The following is a 19576-nucleotide window of genomic DNA, read 5'->3' on the forward strand; positions in this document are numbered from 1 at the left end:
CACAAATTCAAACAAATGAGAAAATTAATTACATTATTACTAATTTTTAGTAGTTTTTACTCAGTGATTGGGCAAACAACTACTTCAAGTATTAAAGGACTTGTGAAGAGCTCCAACAACGAGACGCTGCCCGGAGCTACAGTGCTGGCAATTCATACTCCAACCGGATCTAAGTATTCCGCTTTATCAAATGAAGATGGAAGGTTTAGTATGTTGAATATGAGAATTGGTGGTCCTTACAAAATTATAGTAACTTTTGTAGGTTATCAAAGTGAAGAATTCAATGATGTTTATCTTGATTTAGGGAAGGTTTTTAGTCTGGATGTTCTTTTGAAAGATGAAAGTCAGAAATTAGATGAAGTGAAAGTTACTGGTGCAAAGAATAAAGTTTTTTCAAGTGGACGAACCGGTGCCGAAACAACTGTTGGACGCAGAGAATTGACTACATTACCGTCAATATCAAGATCAGCTTCAGATTTCACCAGACTAGAGCCTACTGCAAGTGGTGGTTCTTTTGGTGGTAGAAATGACAAGTTTAATAATTTCTCTTTAAACGGAGCTGTATTTAATAATCCTTTTGGGTTAGATGCTGCAACTCCTGGAGGACAAACCGGAGCTCAGCCAATCTCATTAGACGCAATTGAGCAAATCCAAGTGGCTACGGCTCCTTATGATGTGACTTTATCAGGTTTTACAGGAGCATCGGTGAATGCAGTTACGAAGTCAGGAACAAACGAATTTCATGGTACAGCGTACGGTTTTTTTAGAAACCAAGATATGACCGGAAACAAAATAAAAGGAGAAAAGATCTTCGTTCCTTCGCTAGAGCAAAATCAAGCTGGTTTTAGTATTGGTGGACCAATTGTTAAAAATAAATTATTCTTTTTTACAAATTTTGAAATCGATAAACGTAGTGATTCAGGATCAAATGTTGTTGCAAATGATGGTAATAGCACAATAGGAGTAAATGAATCTAGAGTATTAGCAACAGATTTAATGTATGTTTCTACTGAATTGGGAAAATTAGGTTATAATTCGGGTTCTTATCAAGGTTTCACCCATTACTCCAATTCTAATAAAGGAATTGTAAAGTTTGATTGGAATATTAATGACGATCATAAATTGGCTGTTATTTATAATTTCCTTGATGCGTCCAAAGACAAACCTGCACATCCTACGGCTATTCGTCGTAGAGGACCAGATAATAATACAATGCAATTTGAAAATTCTGGATATCAAATTAATAACCAAATTAGTTCATTTTTAGTTGAATTGAATTCTAAATTTACAGAAACAATTTCTAATAAATTGCAAGTGGGTTATACTCATTTTAATGATTTTAGAAATCCTTTTTCTGCTCCTGCTCCAGTTATTAGTATAACAAAAGACGGTTCGCCATATATTATTGCTGGACACGAACCATTTTCTATCAATAACAGATTGGATCAAAAAGTATTGCAAATTACTGACAATATGAACATTGTAAGAGGAAATCATACCTTTACTGCTGGTTTTTCTTTTGAAAAATTCATTTTCAAAAATTCATTCAACTTAAAAGGGTATGGTTTTGATGTTTTTGGAAGTGTTGATATGGCTGGATTTACAGACAATATAAACAATGGATATTATGCAACAGCTTTTGCAAATGCCCAAGCTACTTTTGATGCCAAAAATAAATTAGAAGCAGGAACTGATGGAGGTTGGAATTTATCAGAAACTACTGTTGGTCAATTGGCATTTTACGTACAAGATGAATGGAATATCACTGATAATTTTAAATTAATTTACGGATTAAGAGCTGATAAGCCATTGTATTTTAACACTGCAGAAAATATTCAAAAATTTATTGATACAGATAATTCCGAAGGATATTTACCAGGAATCAATTATTATGATCCTAAAGACGGAAGTACTGTAAATCTAAATTCGACTGTATTACCAGGAAATGCTTTATTGTGGTCTCCAAGAGTTGGTTTTAACTGGGATACTAATGGTGAAAAAACAACTCAATTACGCGGTGGAACTGGAATTTTTACAGGAAGACTTCCATTTGTATGGATAGGAAATCAAGTAAGTGGAATTGATCCATTCTTCTATCAAGTTGTTGATACTGATTTTAAATTTCCTCAAGTTTGGAGAACAAGTCTAGGCTTAGATCATAAATTTGAAGGAAATTATATATTGACTGTTGATATGTCCTATAATAAAGATCTAAACGCTGTGCACGTTCAGGATTGGGGATTGAAAACACCAACTACCAATTTAGTAGGTGCAGATGATAGACCAATTTATGCCGCAGCTGATAAAGGTGTTTGGACTGATTTTGGTTTTCCAGCAGATTCTCACGCTTATGTATTGACTAATTCTAATAAAGGAAGTGCATTTAATACGTCGGTAAAAGTTCAAAAAACGTTTGATAATGGATTGTTTGCAAGTGTTGCTTATAACTATTTGAAATCAATGGATGTTAATTCAATAGAAGCTGAGATTACTGGGGATGCTTTCAATTTTAATCCTGCATTAGGAAATGTAAATAACGATCAACTTTCTAATTCTAAATATGGAGATACGCACCGTTTTATTGGTGTAGGGTCCAAAAAATGGAAATATGGAACTGATGATAAGTGGGCAACTACAGTGTCTACTTTCTTTGAGTATGCTCAAGGAGGACGTTTTAACTATACATATGGTGGAGATATTAATAATGATGGTGCGTTTGGAAATGACTTAATTTATATTCCAACAACTGCTGAAATTGCTACTATGACTTTTTCTGGTGCTGGTCAAGGTGCGGCATTGGATAGTTATATTAATCAAGACAATTATTTAAGTGGACGAAGAGGTCAATATGCAGAACGTTACGGAGCTTTAGCACCGTGGAGAGGAAAATGGGATTTTAAAGTGCTACAAGATTATAACTTTAAAGTTGGTGCTTCTAAAAAAGTCAATACGATTCAATTGAGTCTTGATGTTTTAAATCTTGGAAATTTACTGAATTCTGATTGGGGTTTAATTCAACAACCTAACAGTGTTCAACCAATAGGTGTAAACGTTGTGAACAAAGTTCCAACTTATACTTTTAATGGTGATCAGACTAAAACTTTTAGTTATGACGCTAGTTTAGCTTCAAGATGGCAAGCACAGTTTGGAGTGAGATATATTTTCTAAAACTAAATAAAACATAAAAAAGCCGTCTCAAAATTTGAGACGGCTTTTTTATGTTTAGATAAGTAATTTTTGATTGCTAGTTATTAAATTTACATGGTGTTAGCAATCTTTTCTAATGGTAGGATTAGTTGTTTTTAATCTTTTGGTTATGATTCGCTATAATTTAAATGAAGTTTTGAGAATGTGAACTTACTAAATATATTAAACTAAGTACTGAAACAGTATCTTCTGGATATAAAGGGTTTTTAGTTCTTGAAGTTGTAGAAAAACCAATAGAACTTTGGTTTAGAAAATCGTTTTCTTGATTTGTTTCTGCATTATCCAATCGTATTGGAGCACAAATACGTTTTAAGGTTTTTGGCTAATAATGAATTTATTACTTTGCAATGCTAATGTCTATTTTGCGGTTTCAGATGCAATTGGTTATATCCCACAAGCCGTAAATTAATTTAAGGACATTGATTAACTTTTGCATTGGTAAACTACTATACTTTATAATTAATTAAATTTTTTCAATAATGACAGACGAATTCAAAAGCATTGATAAAGAAGACATCGCTCTTCTTAAATTTCCAACAACAGATGTTCTTGACGATGTTGATGAAATAAAAACCAGAATAAGTGAGATCAATAGAGCGTTATCGCTTGGGAATTTAGAGCATTCGAAAATTAAAATTTTCTTTGAGGATACAGAATCCAAAAAAGTAGTAGATACTACCGTTTGGGGCGTTACAGACAAAAATGTGATGTTAAAACAAGGAGTGATGATCCCAATTCATAGAATATATAAGTTATTTTAGTGTCCTAATTGCCTGTAAAGGAAAGTCATTTTTTTTACAGGTTATTTTTCCGCTGTTAGGTATAAATTTGCTATTTCTTCGATGAAATTTTCTGGACGAGAACCTACTAAATTTGTCAAAATCACTACTGAAACATTATTTTTTGGATAAATATACAAAGCATTTCTATTACCACCGAGAGAGGCAATTACAGGGTTTTTGTCTCTTGAAGAGGAATAAAAACCAATCGAACTTTGATTCAGAAAACCGTCTTCTTGATATATTTCTCCATTATCTAATCGTATTGGAGTACAAAGCGTATTTAGATTTTCGGCATTAATTAATTGATTACTTTGTAATGCGATTATCCATTGTGCCATTTCAGTTGCTGTTGAATAGATTCCGCCGGCTGGAAACAAATTTGAAGGCATTGGTTGATACACATTAGTTAGAACATTATTTCTAAAATAAGAATACGGCTTTGCGGAGTGCTTAATTATGTTGTAAAAATCGCCTACCCCAGCTTTGATAGAATTCTTCATTCCCGCTTTTTTATACTGGTTTTCTGTAATGAATTGTTCAAATGGCTGTCCACTTATTTTTTCAATAAGCATTCCAAGCAGCAGGTAATTCGCTTGACTGTCTCTGAATTCTTTACCAGGTTTAAAAATAAGAGGCAATTCTTTTATTTTTTGGAATAAAGTTTCACTGTTTTCAGACAACATATTTCCTTGTGAATCCCAAATTTCAGGAAGCCCTGATTGATGAGTTACTATTTGTTTTACCGTAATATTTTGCCATGTTTTAGGCAGCTTATCCAAATATTTTGAAATAGGTTCGTCAAGATTTAATGTACTATTTTCGACTAATTGCATAATCGCAACTCCTGTAAATGCTTTAGTAATAGAATTAATGCTAAAAATAGTCTGGCTATCAACCGCAATCGAATCTTCAACTGATGCTAAGCCGTAATGACTTGTTTTAATAATCACATTATCTTTAATTACGGCTAATTGCAAACCAACAATTCTATTTTTTTGCATCAAGTCTTTTATCGCAACATCAACTTTTTCAGCTTGAGAATAAGTAGCATTGCAAACAGTAAAATAGGCAAGGAGTAGCATTATTTTTTTCATATATTATTCTGTTTTATTTGGCTGGTTTTAAAAAGTCTGAAGCCTGAAGTCAGGAGACTTCGGAGAGCGGGACAGTGGTTTGGTGGTTAAAATTTATTGTTGGTTTGCGTTTGTTAGTGTTCACGAGCGGGACGCTCGCGCTAGCAGGGGGCATAATTAATTCTGATTTCTCGACTTCTGCATTTATACAGTCATTAAAACACAGGATTTTTAAAAATATTCAACAATAAAAAAATAGAATAATACCCATATTCCTATAAAAAATAGTCCAAGGTATAGACTGTTTAAATTTTTACTTAAGTCTTTTTTAATTAAAAGTCGGTACAAAATCCAACCTATAAAAACAATTGCTAAACCTATTGCCATCCATATTCCCATAATTAATTCTTTTTAGTTATGATATAATTAATTCTATTGTTTATTAAAAATCCCGTGTTACTTTTCGTATATTCCTTAGCGTCCCCCAACTAAAGAGGGTTTGGTACTAAATTAAGCCCTATTTACGGATTTGCCAAATTTTCCAAATACAAAACCAAGTTCCCATTAAGCCAATTGCCCAAATCCGTTGTAGTGGCTGTTATAGGCTGTTTTTATGCTGCTTGTCTTTGCAAGCATTAATGAATAGTTCTCCAAGTTCTGTCAGAATGTTGTCAGTGTTTGATTCAACATGAATATCTAAGTCCACATTTATATAACTTCGGTCATATTCTCTGTCGTTAGGGATTTCAAGAGTCTGCGAGTTTGCATAAAACTCTTTCTCCTCCTTGACAAGTCCAAGGCGAATTACATTAGATAATTCAAACTCTTTTAAACTGTCATAAGGAATTGTTTCAGGTTTTCTGATTTGATAATTTAGACCAGATTCTTTATATTTAATTGAGCTTTGTTGACCTTCAATTTTCCGTCTCTCTTTTTGTAACTCCCAAATTTCATCATTGAAATGATTCTTAGTTATTTCCTTAATTTGTTGAATTTGTATGTCTATTGTTTCAAGCTTTTTTTCAAGCTCTTTTTCGATTTGAGATCTTGATTCCTTAAATTCCGATAATTCTTTAGTGAGCATAGCAACTCTCGCTATTTTTTCATCATACACTTTTTCTAAAACTAAAAACTCATTGCTAGAAAGTTGGCTAAGTATGTATGGAAAAACATGATTTTCTATGTTTTGTTCAGAGTCAACCATATTCGATAGAAGAATTGCCCATTTGTCATGTAAAACTTCATCTTCTTCAAGTCCAGAGTAGTCAAGTAAAGGGCATAATAACTTCAAGGAAATTGTCTTTGGAGAAATTTTGTTTTTCTCACAATGCAATTTTGCCTTGTTCAACATTCTTACTTGGTTTTTAAATTTCCACATTGTTACTTGGTCTTTCAGTAAAAGTCCAGTTTCTTCAATTGCAGGCATTATTAATTTATCTAAAAAAGATTTTGCGGTGTCTATCCCTTTTTCTAAAACCGTTGAAGTAATGTCAAATTTTTTATTTTCCATTTAGTTGTCTGTTTTTTAAAATAGCCTATAACTTGTTTATAGGCAATACAAACCTTCGTATCTACACCCAAAAATGGGTAGATTGGCGAAGGTCTATTTCGCTTTATGTTTTCTCAAATATAATAAAATTTTCTTACAAATTATAAATCAATTTTTTTATTCCAATATGATTTATAAGAGATTCTAAACTTTAATAAAGCACTTTTTTCGAAAACTTTATTCTGAAAAAAACTCGTTGTCAAATAGCCCCGATGGGAGCAGGTATCCTTTTTATAAATGCAACCCGATAGGGTTGCTTTATAAAAAGATACTGCGGACAGCGGGACAACTCGTGATGAAAAATTAGAAATGTTCTGCTCCTAAAAAAAGACATAAAAAAAAAACACCAGCCTTTCGACTGATGTTCTTCTTGTTTTTAAATTATGTATGCGGCTAAAGTGTATTCAACTGTTGCTTACTTTTTGCCAATGATTTTTTTGAACAGCGTAACAATTCCCAAAACAATTCCACCAAATACAAGTCCTATTAAAAATTCAGTTAGGATGGAAGGTAATTGGGGTAATACGCCATGTAAAAAACCGATGTTGTGTACAAATATGCCACCTGCTACTAACAGTAAGGCGATGGTACCTATAAAGGATAAACTTTTGATGACTTTTGGCAAGGCTTGTACCAGAATAGTACCTAATTTTTTTGTAAAACTTCCTTCCTTAGAACTCAGTTGAATCAGTTTTAAACCCGCTTCATCCATGCGTACAATTAGGGCTACAATACCGTAAACGCCCACGGTTGCTATGAGTGCAATGATGGAAACAACTATTATTTGTGATGAAATGGGTTTTCCTATTACGGTTCCCAATGCAATAATTACGATTTCAACGGAAAGGATAAAATCAGTTACGATGGCTGATTTTATTTTTTCTTTTTCAAAAGCTAGAATTTGTGCTTCAGTCAATGGTTCCAGTGAAATTTCAGGTTTTGCATGCTCATGAGGAAAGAAGTATTCGTATATTTTTTCGGCACCTTCGTAGGCTAAATAAAGTCCGCCAAGGATTAAGATTATAATTACAGCTATGGGCAAAAATGCACTCAACAGAAAAGCGATGGGTAGAATGATTACTTTATTGAGCAGGGAGCCTTTAGCAATAGCCCACAAGACAGGAAGTTCTCGAGAGGAAACAAATCCGGAAGCTTTCTCCGCATTTACGGCTAAATCATCGCCTAATATACCCGCCGTTTTTTTAGCTGCTATTTTGCTCATTACCGCAACATCATCCATAATTGCTGCGATATCATCTAATAATGCGAAAAAACCTGATGCCATTTTGATTGTTTTAGAAACTGCGCTGGATTATTTTTTTTAACGATAATCTGTTCTGGCGCTATGTTTGTTTATTCCTGCGAATCTAAAACTTTTTTTATTTACTCTATTTATAAAAGGGATGAATTTTTAGTTAATATTCACTCAAAATCTTTCGGCATGAGTACCACTGTTTTTAGTTACTTTTGAAATAAAAATAATTATGGGGTTCAAACATGTATTTAGAGCCAAATTAGATTGGCTTTTTTCTAAAAAGGAATCGATGACCTATTCTAAAAGTCATGCCATAACAATTGACGGCAAGGCTGTTCTTCATGTTTCGGCTGCTAAAGCTTTCAAAGGAGATCCGGTTTTGTACAATCCTGAAGACCTGTTATTGAGTAGTGTGGTTTCCTGTCACATGATGTCTTACTTATATGTTTGTAAACAAAATGGGATAGATGTGGTTTCTTATACAGACGAAGCAGAGGCGACTCTCGAGGTTTTGGAAGACGGAAGCGGACGTTTTATTGCTATTAAACTGAATCCGAAAGTTGGTATTAGCAACAAAGAAAAGATAGAAGAAGCGATTAGCTTACACAAAAAAGCGAATGAACTCTGTTTTATAGCCAATTCGTGTAATTTTCCAATTCTGCATTTTCCAACTTGTGAAATTGAAAATTAATTCGAAGACGTTTTTACTTTGTTTTCGGGACTAATTATAAAGTAGCAAGTAAATCAGTTGGTTAGTTATTATAAAAAAGTTAGGCATAAAAAAACCAGCCTTTCGACTGGTTTTCATCTTATTATAATTTGATTAAGAAACCAATTCTGTTTGATTTCTAAAAACCAGTTTTCCATCAAAAGCATCGATTAGAACAATGCTGTCTGTTGTTATTTTTCCAGATAGAATTTCTTTGGATAATTCATTGAGCACGTCTCTTTGAATGACTCTTTTCACCGGTCTGGCGCCAAATTGCGGGTCATATCCTTTTTCAGATAAATAGGCAATAGCTTCCGGAGTTGCGTCCATCGTGATGCCTTGAAGCGCGAGCATTTTAGTAACACTTTTTAGTTGTAAGCCTACAATTTGGGCAATGTTTTCAGAGGTCAATGGCGTGAACATTACAATCTCATCTATACGGTTAATGAATTCAGGACGTACCGTTTGTTTCAATAATCCCAATACTTCTACTTTTGCAGCTTCGGTTGCGGCTTCGACACTTCCTTTCAAATTATCAAATTTATCTTGAATAATCTGACTTCCCATATTCGAAGTCATGATGATAATCGTGTTTTTAAAATCGGCTAAACGTCCTTTATTATCTGTCAATCTTCCTTCGTCTAATACTTGCAACAAGATGTTGAAGGTATCAGGATGTGCTTTTTCAATCTCATCCAATAAAATTACTGAATACGGTTTTCTACGAACGGCTTCGGTCAATTGTCCGCCTTCATCATAACCTACATATCCCGGAGGCGCACCTACCAAACGACTTACACTGTGGCGTTCTTGGTATTCACTCATGTCAATACGGGTCATCGCATTTTCATCGTCAAACAGATATTCGGCTAAGGCTTTCGCCAATTCTGTTTTTCCAACTCCCGTTGTTCCGAGGAATAGGAAAGTTCCAACTGGTTTCTTCATATCTTGTAACCCGGCACGGCTTCTGCGTACGGCGTCACTCACTGCCTCAATAGCTTCTTCCTGTCCTACAACTCTGTGATGCAATTCATCTTCCAGTTTCAACAGTTTTTCTCTTTCGCCCTGTAGCATTTTCATCACCGGAATTCCAGTCCATTTTGCCACAACTTCAGCAATATCCTCGCGGGTCACTTCTTCTTTTATCAACGAAGTTCCCGATTGGTTTTCTTGTAATTCCTTGAGCAAAATAGCTAAACGTTCTTGGGCTTCTTTGATTTTACCGTAACGAATTTCGGCTACTTTTCCATAATCGCCTTCACGTTCTGCACGTTCGGCTTCGTATTTAAAGTCTTCAATCTCCGTTTTTACGGCTTGAATATTATCGACTACATCTTTCTCTGATTTCCATTTGGCGTAGATTTCGTTGCGGTCTTCTTTGAGGTTGGCCAAATCCATACCCAGAATTTTGAGTTTGCTTTCGTCTTTTTCACGTTTAATGGCTTCAATTTCAATTTCCAGTTGCATGATTTTTCGATCCAAAACATCCAGTTCTTCGGGTTTCGAATTGATTTCCATACGCAGTTTAGAAGCGGCTTCATCCATCAAATCGATAGCTTTGTCCGGAAGAAAGCGGTTCGTAATATACCGTTGCGATAATTCCACAGCCGCAATAATAGCATCGTCTTTGATTTGAACTTTATGATGCGTTTCGTATTTTTCTTTGATTCCACGCAAAATCGAAATCGCACTTTCGGTATCCGGTTCTTCGACCATTATTTTCTGGAAGCGTCTTTCTAATGCTTTATCTTTTTCAAAATATTTTTGGTATTCGTCTAATGTGGTTGCTCCAATAGCGCGCAGTTCTCCGCGAGCCAAGGCCGGTTTCAAAATATTCGCCGCATCCATAGCACCTTCGCCACCGCCGGCACCTACTAGTGTGTGAATTTCGTCGATGAATAAAACAATATCGCCTTCGGCAGAAGTCACTTCTTTCACCACAGATTTTAATCGTTCCTCAAATTCTCCTTTGTATTTGGCACCGGCAATCAATGCTCCCATATCAAGAGAATACACGATTTTATCTTTCAGGTTTTCAGGAACATCGCCATCAACAATTCGGTGTGCTAATCCTTCGGCAATGGCAGTTTTCCCAACTCCGGGTTCTCCCACGAGCATTGGGTTATTTTTAGTTCTTCGGGTTAAAATTTGCAACACTCTGCGAATTTCCTCGTCACGACCGATAACAGGATCGAGTTTTCCGGATCGTGCCAGTTCGTTGAGGTTTTTGGCGTATTTATTTAATGAATTATAGGTCTCTTCAGCAGATGCCGAAGTTACTCTTTCGCCTTTTCGCAATTCTTCTATTGCGGCTTTCAGGCCTTTTCCGGTTACGCCTTGATCTTTTAATATTTGGGCTGCTTTGGTTTTTGAATCAAAAATGGCCAAAATTAAATGCTCCACAGAAACGAATTCGTCATTCATTTTTTTAGCGATAATTTCAGCTTCATTAAGCGTCGTGTTTGCAGTTCTGGAAAGCATTATTTCGCCACCGGAAACTTTCGGGAAACTTTGAATCGTGCTATCTAAAATTTGAAGAAATAATGGCACATTTACGTTCAATTTTTTTAAAATAAAAGGCGCCACATTTTCATCGACTTCAAAAATAGCCTTGAAAATATGTTCGTTTTCTATTTGTTGCTGTCCTTGGCTTTGTGCCAATTGTTGCGAAAGCTGTATGGCCTCCTGCGATTTGATGGTGAATTTATTTATGTTCATGATGTTATATTGTTTTGTGGTTATTTGACTAACTTTGCGAATCAATATTCAATTTATATTCCAATACAATAATACAGACAAATTGACAGAAATTTCATGATTTTTATCATGTTTGAAAGTCAAAATGTCTTAAAACAAGACAATTATGAGTTTTTTTAAAAATATGTTTAATAGTTCAGAAGAAAAAAATTCAAATGAGAACAAAATCAACTGGAATGAACTTACCGATTTAGGACAACTAAATGAAATTATCGCTGCGTCGAATGAAAAACCGGTAGCCATTTTCAAACACAGTACACGATGCAGTGTCAGTAGGATGGCGCTGAAACAGTTTGAAAATGAGTTTAATAGCTCAGATAAAGTTACACCTTATTTTTTAGATTTAATAGCGCATCGTGATATTTCTAATGAAATAGCGAATCGTTTTGGAGTGACGCATCAATCACCGCAATTGATATTAATTAAAGAAGGGAAAGCCATTTATAATGTTTCGCACAGTGATATTGATGCGGAGGAGTTAGGGACGAAAGTCTTGTAAAAAGTATTGTTTTTAAATAATTTACCGCAAATTCACTAATTTAATGTAGCCATTAGTTAGTGAATTTGCGGTTTTATTTTGTGGACAAACCGATGAGATGATTAGTAAGCGTTCATCATTTTTTCTTTTATTTCTGCTAAACAAAGGTTGTTAATACTTCCTTCGTGGGTATGTTTGGTTTCTTTCGGAGATTGAAAAGTACCATTTTCCAATTGTTCTGCAACGGCTTTATAAGCATCTCTAAAAGGCATTCCAGCAACTACCATTTCGTTTAAGGTATCAACCGTAAATAAATAGTTGTATTTTGGATCCGCAAGAATATTGTCTTTTACCTTAATATCTTTAATTGCAAAAATCGCGATGTCCAAACAGGCTTTCAGGTTTTGAATTGCTGGAAACAATCCTTCTTTCAATAGTTGTAAATCCCTGTGGTAACCACTTGGAAGATTATTTGTAATTAAAGTGATTTCATAAGGTAACGCTTGAATCTTGTTGCATTTCCCACGAATTAATTCAAAAACATCTGGGTTTTTCTTGTGCGGCATAATGCTCGAACCTGTTGTAAGATGCGAAGGCAAAGTGATAAAATCAAAATTCTGACTCATGTATAAACAAACATCCATCGAGAATTTTGATAGGGTAGCAGCAACACTACTCATAGCAAAAGCCACAGTTTTCTCTGATTTTCCACGGCTCATTTGAGCGGCAACTGAATTGAATTTTAAAGTTTCAAAACCCAATTCCTGAGTGGTGAATGTTCTGTTGATAGGAAAAGAACTTCCGTAACCAGCAGCTGAGCCTAATGGGTTTTGGTCCACAATTTTTAAGGCTGCATTTAACATCGTAATATCATCAATCAAAGTTTCAGCGTAAGCAGAAAACCACATTCCAAAAGAGGAAGGCATAGCAATTTGAAGGTGCGTGTATCCTGGTAACAATACATTCTGGTGCTTTTCTGCTGATTCCATCAGTAAGTCAAAAAGACTTTTTACTTGCTCTTTTAGTTCTTTAACTACATCTTTCAGATATAAATTAACGTCTACCAAAACTTGGTCATTACGAGAACGGGCGGTATGAATTTTTTTTCCGGCGTCTCCTAGTTTTACGGTCAGTAAATATTCGATTTTGGAATGCACGTCTTCAAAACTGTCTTCGATTTCGAAATTACCGTTTTCAGCATCTTTTATGATTTCTTCCAAAGCCAAAACCAAAGAAACGATTTCGGAGTCTGTTAAAAGACCAATTTGACCGAGCATTTTTGCATGTGCAATAGAACCTAAAGCATCATATTTTGCCAGAACTAAATCCAGTTCTCTGTCGTTTCCAACGGTGAAATGTTCGATTTGCTTATCGGTTGGTATTCCTTTTTCCCAAAGTTTCATAATTAGATTTTTAGATTTTTAGACAGTTAGATTTTTAGACTTCTAAGGAGTCTAAAAATCTAAGAAGTCTGAATAAAGAAGTCTGAAAGTATTTTAATGTACAATTGAATTCCTTCTTCTATTTCGTTTATAAATATAAATTCGTCTGCTGAATGTGACCGCAGGGTTTCGCCAGGTCCTAATTTCAAGGATTGACAACTCAAAACCGATTGATCCGAAAGGGTAGGCGAGCCATACGTGGTTCTTCCCAAGGCAATTCCGGCTTGTACTAATCCGTGAGCAACAGGAATTGATGATGCGTTTAAATGCATGGAACGAGGATTGACTTCAGCAGTCAAATGTTTTCTTACGGTATCTAAAATTTCCTGATTGTTATAGCAATCATTCACCCTGATATCGACAACCAAATGACATTCCGCAGGAACTACATTGTGTTGTTTTCCAGCTGTTACTTGTGTTACAGTCATTTTTACAGGACCTAAAACCTCCGATATTTTTTCGAATTGATAGCTGTTAAACCATTCCATTAAGGGAATTGCATTGTAAATAGGATTATCCATATTATTATGGGCGGCGTGACTGGCAGTACCTTTTACGATGACATCGAGAACCAATAAACCTTTTTCGGCTACGGCCAATTGCATCAATGTTGGTTCACCGACAATCGCACATTCCAGTTCCGGTAAATGTTTCAATACGCTGTTTAATCCATTTTTTCCGCTGCTTTCTTCTTCGGCTGAAGCGACCATCACAATATTGTAAGGCAGATTTTCATTCGAATAAAAATGTACAAAAGTGGCTAAAAGCGAAACCAAACAACCACCCGCATCATTGCTTCCCAGTCCAAATAATTTACCATCTTTTACGATGGCTTCAAATGGATCATTGGTATAGCCTTGGTTTGGTTTTACGGTATCATGGTGTGAATTTAGTAAAAGAGTAGGTTTGGACTTATCAAAATTCTTGTTGAAAGCCCAAATATTATTATTCTCTCTTTCGAAAGGGATGTTATTTTGTTTAAACCAATTTTCGATTAAAAGGGCTGTTTGGTCTTCTTCACTTGAAAATGAAGGTGTTTCAATCAGCGATTTTAAAAGCGCAATGGCCTCTTGTGTAAGGATTTCTATACTCTTCATAGTGTAATTGTAGTGTACAATGCGGTTTTGTCTTGTAACATGCGGTGATGACCAATTTTTATTTTTTGAACTCCTTTAGATAAGCTGTTGAAACAGTTGTCTAATTTAGGAATCATGCCGGAATGTATCGCTTTTTCGGCTTTTAATTTGGAATATAATTCTTGATTGATGTTCTCAATTACGGAAGAATCATCTTCGGCATCATATAAAACGCCTAGTTTTTCGAAGCAATAATTCAAAGTAACATCAAAAACTTCCGATAAATCAATGGCTAATTCACTAGCAATGGTATCTGCATTCGTGTTTAATAATTGCCCTTTTGCATCGTGTGTTATTGCACAAAAAACAGGAACGATACCATTAGAAAGCAATGTTTCCAATAGTTGTGTATTCACTTTTTTGACATCGCCCACAAAACCATAATTGATGGTTGGGTGGTTTCTTTTATTAGATTGAATTAAATTCCCATCAGCACCGGAAAACCCCATCGCATTGGTATTTTTAGCTTGTAATTGGGCAACAATATTTTTATTGATTTGACCTGCATAAATCATCACAACTACATCAAGCATAGCGGCATCGGTGATGCGTCTTCCATCAATCATTTGAGGTACTAAACCTATGCTTTCGGCCATTTTGGTAGCTGATTTTCCTCCGCCATGAACAAGTATTTTATACCCCTCAATCTTAGAAAAATCGGATAAAAATTGTGATAATTCCGTTGGATTATCAATAATGTTTCCACCAATTTTTATTAGCGTTACCGGTTTTTTATTTTCCATTTTCCAATATTTTTTGCAACACTAATTGTGCTGAATAAGTTCTATTGTTGGCTTGTTCGATAACAATTGAATTTTCGCTGTCAATCACTTCATCCGTAACAATTACGTTACGTCTTACTGGCAAACAATGCATAAATTTAGCATTATTGGTCAGTTTCATTTTATCGGCAGTTACAGTCCAATTAGGGTCGGAATTAGTAATCTGACCATATTCCTTGTAATTGCTCCAGTTTTTGGCATAGATAAAATCGGCATTTTCAAAAGCTTTATCCTGGTCGTATTCAATCTTAGAATCTTTTGTGATTTCAGGATTCAATTCGTAACCTTCGGGATGCGTAATTACAAAATCAGCATCTTGCAATTGCATCATTTCCACAAAGGAATTGGGAACTGCTTGAGGTAACGCTTTAGGATGTGGTGCCCAAGTCAAAACTACTTTTGGTCGGTGTTTAGGTTTGTGTTCTGCCATAGTTATAGCATCGGCAAGAGATTGTAAAGGATGTCCTGTCGCACTTTCCATATTCACAACTGGTACCGTGGCATATTTTAGGAAACCCATAAGAACGGTTTCTGCATTGTCTTTTTCTTTGTCAACCAATCCTGCAAAAGCTCTGATGGCAATAATATCGCAATATTGCGAAACTACTGCGGCGGCTTCTTTAATATGTTCAGAAGCACCTGAGTTCATGATGGCTCCATCTTCAAATTCAAGCGTCCAACCTTCGCTGGTAAAATTCATTACCATGACGTTCATTCCTAAATTTAAAGCTGCTTTTTGTGTACTCAAACGCGTTCTTAAACTGGAATTAAAAAATAACATTCCTAAGGTTTTGTTTTTACCCAGTTTTTTGTTTTTAAGCGGTTTTTTCTTGATTTTTAATGCTTGTTTCACCCATTTGTCGAGTGAATCTATGTTTTGTATGGAGATGTAGTTCATTGCAGTTATGAATTATGAATTATGAATTATGAATTGTCCAAAAATTTAACAATCTAAAAATCCAATATTCGAATTAAATTATTTTCGTAAATGGTATTTCGTTTCTTAAAGCTTTCAAAATAAAATTGTCTTCTAATCCGTTGACAATCCAGGTTTCGATAGAAGCGTTTTTAGCTATTGCAGAAGCCTCAATTTTAGATTGCATTCCGCCGGTTCCGTGCGAGGATTTAGAATCGCCAATCTCTTTTTCCAATACTTTCAAATCGGTTACCAAAGAAATTGTTTCAGGAACGGCATCATGGATGGATGCTTTGGTGTAAATCCCGTTCGTATTGGTAGCAATAATCAAAATGTCAACATTTAATAAAACGGCCGTTAAAGCGGCTAATTTATCGTTATCACCAAACCGAATCTCATCCGTAGCCACCGTATCATTTTCATTGATAATCGGAATGTAATTATTTTTGACCAACACATTAATAGTGTTCACAATATTTACTTTGGATTGTTCTTTTTCGAAATCAGAATAAGAAAGCAAACATTGTGAAATCAGCAATCCTAAATCGCTGAAGTTTTCATGATAAATCCGCATTAAATGGGGCTGACCAATAGAAGCCAATGCCTGTTTTACAAAAACATCTTTGTCTTGATTTTCCAATTTTACAAATTGTTTTGCTGCAGCAATAGCACCCGAACTCACAATGATGAATTCGTAATCGTCTTGTAAAGTAGCTATTTGCATCCCAATATCTTCAATCTTTCCTCTAGAAATGTGATTGGTTTCTTTGGTCAACGTATTGCTTCCTAACTTTAATAAAATTCTTTTTTTAGCCATTTTTTTAACCGCAAAGTGCGCAAAGTTAATTTTTAAACTAAACGTTGATAAACGCTAAGTTCGCAAAGTGTTGTGTTAATATTCTGAATTCTTACTTTTTCAATCTGCAATCAAAAATCGTTAATCTTCAATCAAAAATCTTTTTATCGGATTTGTCCATTTCCGTAAATATACCACTTATTAGTAACTAAATGTTGCAAACCAATAGGTCCACGTTGGTGTAATTTGTCTGTGCTTATCGCCAATTCTCCACCTAAACCAAATTGTCCTCCATCAGTAAATCGGGTAGAGGCGTTTTGATAAACGGCTGCCGTATCCACGTTTTCCATGAATTCCTGGGCAATTGCATCATTTTTTGTGATTATGGATGCCGAATGTCCGCCACAATATTTATTTATTTTGTCAATTGCTTCTTGATCCGAATTGGTTGTTCCAATAACAATTTTATAATCTAGAAACTCTTCGTGCCAAATTAAATCCGATTCGATCTGAGGGATATTTGTTACTCTTGAAATATTTTCATCTCCCAAAACAGTTACGTTTCTTTGTTGCAATTCGGTAATTACTTTCTTTGCAAAGGCTTCCCAATTGTTAATATTTGTATCAATTAATACTTTATCTAGAGCATTGCAAACAGATATATTTGAGGTCTTTCCGTTAATAATAATATCAAGCGCTTTTTTCAAATCGGCTTCCTTATTTACATAAACAAAATTATTTCCTCGACCACTTATAATCACCGGGCAGGTAGCGTGTTTCTTTACAAAAGCGATTAATTTCTCACCACCACGAGGAACGATTAAATCCACTTTTTGTGTTGGTTTTTCCAAAAAAGCCTGCGTTTCTTCTCGATTGTAATTCAGGTATTCTACCCATTCTGTCGCAACATTATTTTCTTGTAAAGCCTGATGCCACAATTCCACAATTTTTAAATTGGACAGTAAAGATTCTTTTCCGCCTTTTAATAAAATTTTATTTCCGGATTTAAAAGCGATTCCACCAGCTTCAACAGTAACATCGGGTCTGGATTCATAAATAATCATTATGGTTCCAAAAGCCGCTGTTTTATTGATGATTTTCATTCCGTTTTCATGGTCGAAATTAAAACGCTCCACGCCAATAGGATCTTCTTGACTTGCTAATTGTTGCATGGATAAAATCATCCCGTCAATTTTGGCATCATCAACCAATAAACGTTTTTCCATGGCCAAGTCATCCCCAGAATATTTTTTGATGTCGCGCTGATTTATAGTTTTAAGATTGGCTCTTTCTTGTTCAAGAAGTTCGGCCATACGACTTAAAACTGCATTTCGCTTTTCTATTGGTAATAAGTGGTTCATTAGTTTTACTATTTTAGACGGAAAATCCAAACATATAAGTCATGTAAGTTTTTAGTTCTTGGTTAATATTTATTTGTTTAAAATATAAAATTCAGAGAATCTCTATATTCTATTGACTCTGTTTTTTAAAACTTAAATGACTGATATGTTTAAAAAAAAAATCATTTCAATTCTGCCAAAGCTTCTTTTAAAGCTACAATAAAAGTGTCAATTGCTTCCTTTTTGATTGTTAATGGAGGAAGAATTCTTAATAAGTTTTTATTATTAGCATTTCCTGTAAAAATATGCTTGTCGATAATCATTTTTTTACGAAGAGTACTTACATCAAAATCAAATTCTACACCAAGCATTAATCCTCTTCCTTTGACTTTAATAACTTCAGGAACTTGTTTGATTGCTTCTAAAAAATAGGCGTAAACGTCATTTACGTTATCCATTAATTTTTGGCTTTCAATCACATCCAAAACTGCTATTCCGGCAGCACAAGCCAGATGGTTTCCACCAAAAGTAGTTCCCAATAATCCATAACTCGCTGTGAATTTTGGAGAAATCAAGATTCCGCCAATAGGAAATCCGTTACCCATTCCTTTAGCCAGACAAATAATATCTGCTTTGATATTATGATGTTGGTGTGCAAAAAACTTTCCGCTTCTTCCGTATCCTGATTGAACTTCGTCCAAAATCAAAACGACATCGTAAGCCTCGCATAGTTTTTCTAATGCCTGAAAAAATTCAGTTGTTCCTTGGTCTAAACCACCAACTCCTTGAATTCCTTCAATTATAACAGAAGAAATATCTCCTTTTTTTAATTCGTTTTCTACCAACTCGATGTTATTCAATGGTAAAAAAGTAACGATTTGCTGTGCATTGATTGGCGCAACAATTTTTTTATTATCTGTCACCGCAACTGCCGCCGAAGTTCTTCCATGAAAGGAATTATCAAAAGCAATTACACGCGATTTATTGTTGTGAAAAGAAGCTAATTTCAAAGCGTTTTCATTGGCTTCAGCTCCAGAACTACACAAGAATAAAGTATAGTCTTCCAATCCGGAAAGTTTTCCTAATTTTTCTGCTAATTCTACTTGCAATGGATTCTGAATCGCATTCGAATAAAAACCAATTTTATCCAATTGATTTTTTAATTTGGCAACATAATCCGGTTGTGTGTGTCCAATGGAAATTACTCCATGACCACCATATAAATCTAAATATTCTACTCCTTTTTCATCTGTAATCGTGCAATCTAGTGCTTTTACGGGAGTGATGTTGTATAATGGGTAAACGTCAAATAAGTTCATTTTTTTATTATTTAAAGATTTAAAAATTGAAAAAT

Annotated in this window: 15 protein-coding genes; 4 read left to right on the top strand and 11 right to left on the bottom strand. The window is 34.8% G+C overall.

Annotated elements, in window-relative coordinates:
• Positions 1-15 precede the first annotated feature (15 nt).
• Together DR871_RS06545 and DR871_RS06550 are read left to right on the top strand one after the other, a co-directional pair.
• Positions 16-3168, top strand: coding sequence for a TonB-dependent receptor (locus DR871_RS06545; RefSeq protein ID WP_113666018.1), 3153 nt, complete (start codon positions 16-18; stop codon positions 3166-3168).
• A 518-nt stretch (positions 3169-3686) separates the two neighbouring features.
• The gene (locus DR871_RS06550) at positions 3687-3968 is read left to right on the top strand and encodes a hypothetical protein (RefSeq protein ID WP_113666017.1); all 282 of its coding nucleotides are present in this window, start codon (positions 3687-3689) and stop codon (positions 3966-3968) included.
• Between the two features lie 41 nt (positions 3969-4009).
• Here DR871_RS06550 and DR871_RS06555 read toward each other — a convergent pair whose 3' ends face one another.
• From DR871_RS06555 to DR871_RS06565, 3 genes are all read right to left on the bottom strand, one after another.
• On the bottom strand, positions 4010-5083 hold the full coding sequence (locus DR871_RS06555) for a serine hydrolase domain-containing protein (RefSeq protein ID WP_113666016.1): 1074 nt from the start codon (positions 5081-5083) through the stop codon (positions 4010-4012).
• Between the two features lie 577 nt (positions 5084-5660).
• The gene (locus DR871_RS06560) at positions 5661-6572 is read right to left on the bottom strand and encodes an Abi-alpha family protein (RefSeq protein WP_113666015.1); all 912 of its coding nucleotides are present in this window, start codon (positions 6570-6572) and stop codon (positions 5661-5663) included.
• A 454-nt stretch (positions 6573-7026) separates the two neighbouring features.
• A complete protein-coding gene (locus DR871_RS06565) occupies positions 7027-7896 on the bottom strand; it encodes a DUF808 domain-containing protein (RefSeq protein ID WP_113666014.1) in 870 nt (289 codons plus the stop codon).
• A 199-nt stretch (positions 7897-8095) separates the two neighbouring features.
• Here DR871_RS06565 and DR871_RS06570 point away from each other — a divergent pair, with 199 nt between their 5' ends.
• Positions 8096-8557, top strand: coding sequence for an OsmC family protein (locus DR871_RS06570; protein WP_113666013.1), 462 nt, complete (start codon positions 8096-8098; stop codon positions 8555-8557).
• A gap of 132 nt (positions 8558-8689) precedes the next feature.
• Here the strand turns inward: DR871_RS06570 and clpB are convergent, their stop codons facing one another.
• On the bottom strand, positions 8690-11293 hold the full coding sequence (gene clpB, locus DR871_RS06575) for an ATP-dependent chaperone ClpB (protein ID WP_113666073.1): 2604 nt from the start codon (positions 11291-11293) through the stop codon (positions 8690-8692).
• Between the two features lie 145 nt (positions 11294-11438).
• On the opposite strand from clpB, the gene ytxJ reads away from it, so the two are divergent.
• Positions 11439-11831 carry a bacillithiol system redox-active protein YtxJ gene (gene ytxJ / locus DR871_RS06580; protein WP_113666012.1) on the top strand — a complete coding sequence of 131 codons (393 nt, stop codon included), beginning with the start codon at positions 11439-11441 and terminating at the stop codon, positions 11829-11831.
• A gap of 101 nt (positions 11832-11932) precedes the next feature.
• On the opposite strand, the gene argH is transcribed toward ytxJ, so the two are convergent.
• From argH to DR871_RS06615, 7 genes are all read right to left on the bottom strand, one after another.
• Positions 11933-13213 (bottom strand): argininosuccinate lyase, encoded by a 1281-nt coding sequence (argH, locus tag DR871_RS06585; protein WP_113666011.1) that lies wholly within the window; start codon positions 13211-13213, stop codon positions 11933-11935.
• 59 nt (positions 13214-13272) lie between these two features.
• Positions 13273-14349 carry a M20 family metallo-hydrolase gene (locus DR871_RS06590; RefSeq protein WP_113666010.1) on the bottom strand — a complete coding sequence of 359 codons (1077 nt, stop codon included), beginning with the start codon at positions 14347-14349 and terminating at the stop codon, positions 13273-13275.
• Positions 14346-15131, bottom strand: coding sequence for an acetylglutamate kinase (gene argB, locus DR871_RS06595; protein ID WP_113666009.1), 786 nt, complete (start codon positions 15129-15131; stop codon positions 14346-14348). The genes DR871_RS06590 and argB overlap by 4 nt, the downstream gene beginning before the upstream one ends.
• Positions 15121-16068 (bottom strand): N-acetylornithine carbamoyltransferase, encoded by a 948-nt coding sequence (locus tag DR871_RS06600; RefSeq protein ID WP_113666008.1) that lies wholly within the window; start codon positions 16066-16068, stop codon positions 15121-15123. Before DR871_RS06600 ends, argB begins: the two co-directional genes overlap by 11 nt.
• A 73-nt stretch (positions 16069-16141) precedes the next feature.
• Positions 16142-16903 (bottom strand): glutamate 5-kinase, encoded by a 762-nt coding sequence (gene proB, locus DR871_RS06605; protein WP_113666007.1) that lies wholly within the window; start codon positions 16901-16903, stop codon positions 16142-16144.
• A 143-nt stretch (positions 16904-17046) separates the two neighbouring features.
• A complete protein-coding gene (locus DR871_RS06610) occupies positions 17047-18243 on the bottom strand; it encodes a glutamate-5-semialdehyde dehydrogenase (RefSeq protein ID WP_113666006.1) in 1197 nt (398 codons plus the stop codon).
• 161 nt (positions 18244-18404) lie between these two features.
• Positions 18405-19541: an aspartate aminotransferase family protein gene (locus DR871_RS06615; protein WP_113666005.1), complete on the bottom strand. Its 1137-nt coding sequence runs from the start codon at positions 19539-19541 to the stop codon at positions 18405-18407.
• Positions 19542-19576 lie beyond the last annotated feature (35 nt).

Origin of the sequence: Flavobacterium petrolei (assembly GCF_003314435.2) — a bacterium.
In the GTDB taxonomy this organism is placed as follows: domain Bacteria; phylum Bacteroidota; class Bacteroidia; order Flavobacteriales; family Flavobacteriaceae; genus Flavobacterium; species Flavobacterium petrolei.

Excerpts from the sequence above, each read along its gene's own strand:
- DR871_RS06565 (WP_113666014.1), bottom strand. The coding sequence starts at position 7,896 with ATGGCATCAGGTTTTTTCGCATTATTAGATGATATCGCAGCAATTATG.
- clpB (WP_113666073.1), bottom strand. The coding sequence starts at position 11,293 with ATGAACATAAATAAATTCACCATCAAATCGCAGGAGGCCATACAGCTT.
- DR871_RS06570 (WP_113666013.1), top strand. The coding sequence starts at position 8,096 with ATGGGGTTCAAACATGTATTTAGAGCCAAATTAGATTGGCTTTTTTCT.
- DR871_RS06610 (WP_113666006.1), bottom strand. The coding sequence starts at position 18,243 with ATGAACCACTTATTACCAATAGAAAAGCGAAATGCAGTTTTAAGTCGT.
- proB (WP_113666007.1), bottom strand. The coding sequence starts at position 16,903 with ATGGCTAAAAAAAGAATTTTATTAAAGTTAGGAAGCAATACGTTGACC.
- ytxJ (WP_113666012.1), top strand. The coding sequence starts at position 11,439 with ATGAGTTTTTTTAAAAATATGTTTAATAGTTCAGAAGAAAAAAATTCA.
- DR871_RS06550 (WP_113666017.1), top strand. The coding sequence starts at position 3,687 with ATGACAGACGAATTCAAAAGCATTGATAAAGAAGACATCGCTCTTCTT.
- DR871_RS06555 (WP_113666016.1), bottom strand. The coding sequence starts at position 5,083 with ATGAAAAAAATAATGCTACTCCTTGCCTATTTTACTGTTTGCAATGCT.
- argH (WP_113666011.1), bottom strand. The coding sequence starts at position 13,213 with ATGAAACTTTGGGAAAAAGGAATACCAACCGATAAGCAAATCGAACAT.
- DR871_RS06590 (WP_113666010.1), bottom strand. The coding sequence starts at position 14,349 with ATGAAGAGTATAGAAATCCTTACACAAGAGGCCATTGCGCTTTTAAAA.
- DR871_RS06560 (WP_113666015.1), bottom strand. The coding sequence starts at position 6,572 with ATGGAAAATAAAAAATTTGACATTACTTCAACGGTTTTAGAAAAAGGG.
- DR871_RS06545 (WP_113666018.1), top strand. The coding sequence starts at position 16 with ATGAGAAAATTAATTACATTATTACTAATTTTTAGTAGTTTTTACTCA.
- argB (WP_113666009.1), bottom strand. The coding sequence starts at position 15,131 with ATGGAAAATAAAAAACCGGTAACGCTAATAAAAATTGGTGGAAACATT.
- DR871_RS06615 (WP_113666005.1), bottom strand. The coding sequence starts at position 19,541 with ATGAACTTATTTGACGTTTACCCATTATACAACATCACTCCCGTAAAA.
- DR871_RS06600 (WP_113666008.1), bottom strand. The coding sequence starts at position 16,068 with ATGAACTACATCTCCATACAAAACATAGATTCACTCGACAAATGGGTG.